The sequence below is a fragment of the Pseudoalteromonas rubra genome, from assembly GCF_004212645.1.
Lineage (GTDB): Bacteria > Pseudomonadota > Gammaproteobacteria > Enterobacterales > Alteromonadaceae > Pseudoalteromonas > Pseudoalteromonas rubra_G.
This window is the reverse complement of the sequence record NZ_PPUZ01000157.1, coordinates 1-2,694: the sequence shown is the minus strand read 5'-3', so window position 1 is coordinate 2,694 and position 2,694 is coordinate 1. Positions and strand designations below refer to the sequence as shown.

The following is a 2,694-nucleotide window of genomic DNA, read 5'->3' as shown; positions in this document are numbered from 1 at the left end:
GTCCATATATGTCTTTCAAAATTGTTCTTCTACCCAGTCTCGACGATGTTCATAAGATTGACCCGTTAAGCGGTCTTGGCCGCATAGAAATGCCCGACGAACACATCGGGATATGCAGTGGTAGTATTTGGTATCCGATAGGCTAACCTGCCGCTTCCTTGCTGTTGGCATAGTCCATTATTCTCAATCCATTGAGTATTACCTAAAGGTAGACGGCGTAGCTCCTGTACGCCAGTTTGGGGTGGGTGTCTTTCAAAATTCCGTCCATAAGATTGACCCGTTAAACGGTCTTGGCCACATAGAAATGCCCGACGAACACATCGGGATATGCAGTGGTAGTATTTGGTATCCGACAAGCTAACTTGCCGCTTCCTTGCTGTTGGCATAGTCCATTATCCTCAGTCCATTGAGTATTTCCTAAAGGTAGACGGCGTAGCTCCTATACGCCAGTTTGGGGTGGGTGTCTTTCAAAATTTTTAATCGAACAACAGGAACTCAGTGGTTTGTCTGTCAGTGATTTCTGCTCACAACACAATCTCAGTACCAAGTCTTTTTATAATCGCCGAAGTAAACTTCGCACTAAAAAACCACCTGAGTCATCTTTTATTGCCGCTAAACCTGCTGCATCTGAGTTCGTTTCTCTGCCTGAGTTGTTGCAGCTCAAGCATGGTCAGAGTACGGTGTTGTTGCCATCAAACACAGACGTCCTGTGGTTGGCTGCACTGCTCAGGGCGCTGTCATGATCTGTTGGCAAAGTGAAGCTGTTTACTTACACCGCCAGCCGGTAGACTTTCGTAAATCCATCAATGGCCTCGCGGCGATTGTTGAGCAAGAAATGGCTGCACACGCGATGAGCGGCCAGGTGTTTGCATTTTGTAATAAAAACAAGGACAAGCTGAAGGTGTTGTATTGGGATAAAACCGGCTTTGCCTTGTGGTACAAGCGCCTTGAAAAAGACAAGTTTAAATGGCCCGACAAAGAAGACGATGACGTCGTTACGCTCAGCGCCGAACAATGGCAGTGGTTATTGTCTGGCTTATCGGTCATTGCCCATAAGCCACTCAGCTATGGTTATAACGTATGATCATAACAGGAATTTTTAGATCACGATTTAATCTAAGTCATTAATTTAAAAAAGCTACTTAGCTGGTAAAGTAATACACATGCAAAACGAACTTGATGTATTACGTCAGCAGCTCGCGAAGCAAGAAGAGATCATTGCTCAGCTTCAGGCGCGTAATAACTACCTCGAAGAACAATTCAGACTGGCCCAGCAAAAACGTTTTGGGGCCAGCAGTGAGTCACACCCCGCACAAACTGACTTGTTCAATGAAGCCGAAACGCTCGTTGAAGAAGCACCTGAGCAAGACCCGGAAACCATTGAGTATCAGCGCAAAAAGCCGACGCGCCAGCCTCTGCCAAAAACGCTGCCCCGCGAACGTATCGTGCATGACATCGATAACAAACAGTGTGACTGCTGTGGCGGTGAGCTGCACAAAATGGGCGAGGATGTGAGCGAAAAGCTGGAGTTTATTCCGGCCCAGGTCAAAGTCATCGAACACGTCAGGCCAAAATACAGCTGCCGGCACTGTGAAAAAACACAAACCCGGGTTGAGATAAAACAAGCGCCTGTCCCACAAAGCCCGGTCCCGAAAGGCATTGCCACGGCCAGCTTGCTAAGCCAAATTATCACCAGTAAATATCAATATGGCTTACCGCTGTATCGACAGGAAAGCCTGTTCAACCAATATGGTATCGCACTTAGCAGGCGAACCATGGCGGACTGGGTGATCCGCTGCGCCAGTTTATTTAAACCGCTCTACGACAGACTGCACCAAGTGTTGCTACAGCAACCAGTGCTGCACGGCGATGAAACCACGGTTAAGGTGGTGAAAGAACACAAACAGCTCAGTTACATGTGGCTGTATTGCAGCGGCACGGACTCGCCTGAGGCTGAGGCAAGCATCCCTAATATCGCCCTGTTCGACTATCAGAATAGTCGTGCGGGTCGGTGTCCTGTGGCATTTTTACAGGGCTACGACGGCTATCTGCAAGTTGACGGTTATGCGGGCTATGAGCAAACGCAGGCGACACTGGTTGGCTGCTGGGCGCACGCAAGACGCAAGTTCAAAGAAGCCGCAGATGCGCAAGCCAAAGGTAAAACAGGTAAGGCGAACTGGGCGCTCAGCCAGATCCAAAAGTTATATCGGGTTGAAACTGCAAACAAAACAGCAAGCGCTGAGGGGCGGCAGGCAGCACGGGCACAACAAAGCGCACCGCTGCTGGCCCAGTTTAAAACCTGGTTAGATAAATCAGCACAAACGGTGGTACCAAAATCGAAGCTGGGCGAGGCGGTCCATTATACGCTAAGGCAGTGGCCGAAACTCATTCGCTACCTCGATGACGGACATCTAAAGATAGACAACAACCGGGCAGAGCGGGCTATCAAACCGTTCGTCATAGGGCGAAAGAACTGGCTGTTTAGCTTCACCACAAGTGGGGCAGAGAGTAGCGCAATCCTCTATAGCGTGATCGAAACAGCCAGAGCAAACGGCCACACCCCATTCGACTATGTGATCTATTGCTTAAACGAATTAGCTCAGCCACAGTGCGATATCGACAGTTTACTGCCCTGGCATGTTAGCCTCTAGGTGTAGTTCGCCGTACGTTTACGTTTAAACTCAAAACTCTGGA

At 48.9% G+C, this 2,694-nt stretch carries 3 protein-coding genes and 1 pseudogene; 3 read left to right on the top strand and 1 reads right to left on the bottom strand.

Translation table 11 applies throughout. The features are described from left to right. Positions 1-21: 21 nt before the first annotated feature. Positions 22-171 (bottom strand): annotated as a pseudogene (locus tag C3B51_RS23170) (transposase); the annotation flags it as partial. 308 nt (positions 172-479) lie between these two features. On the opposite strand from C3B51_RS23170, the gene tnpA reads away from it, so the two are divergent. From tnpA to tnpC, 3 genes are all read left to right on the top strand, one after another. After that, positions 480-743: an IS66 family insertion sequence element accessory protein TnpA gene (gene tnpA, locus C3B51_RS23160; protein ID WP_430929853.1), complete on the top strand. Its 264-nt coding sequence runs from the start codon at positions 480-482 to the stop codon at positions 741-743. Next, positions 740-1,084: an IS66 family insertion sequence element accessory protein TnpB gene (gene tnpB, locus C3B51_RS23155; RefSeq protein ID WP_130246544.1), complete on the top strand. Its 345-nt coding sequence runs from the start codon at positions 740-742 to the stop codon at positions 1,082-1,084. Before tnpA ends, tnpB begins: the two co-directional genes overlap by 4 nt. A gap of 79 nt (positions 1,085-1,163) precedes the next feature. Continuing rightward, positions 1,164-2,651 carry an IS66 family transposase gene (gene tnpC / locus C3B51_RS23150; RefSeq protein WP_130246543.1) on the top strand — a complete coding sequence of 496 codons (1,488 nt, stop codon included), beginning with the start codon at positions 1,164-1,166 and terminating at the stop codon, positions 2,649-2,651. Positions 2,652-2,694 lie beyond the last annotated feature (43 nt).

What these genes read in the sequence shown, in the direction of transcription:
- tnpC (WP_130246543.1), top strand. Translation starts at nt 1,164, where the DNA reads ATGCAAAACGAACTTGATGTATTACGTCAGCAGCTCGCGAAGCAAGAA.
- tnpB (WP_130246544.1), top strand. Translation starts at nt 740, where the DNA reads ATGATCTGTTGGCAAAGTGAAGCTGTTTACTTACACCGCCAGCCGGTA.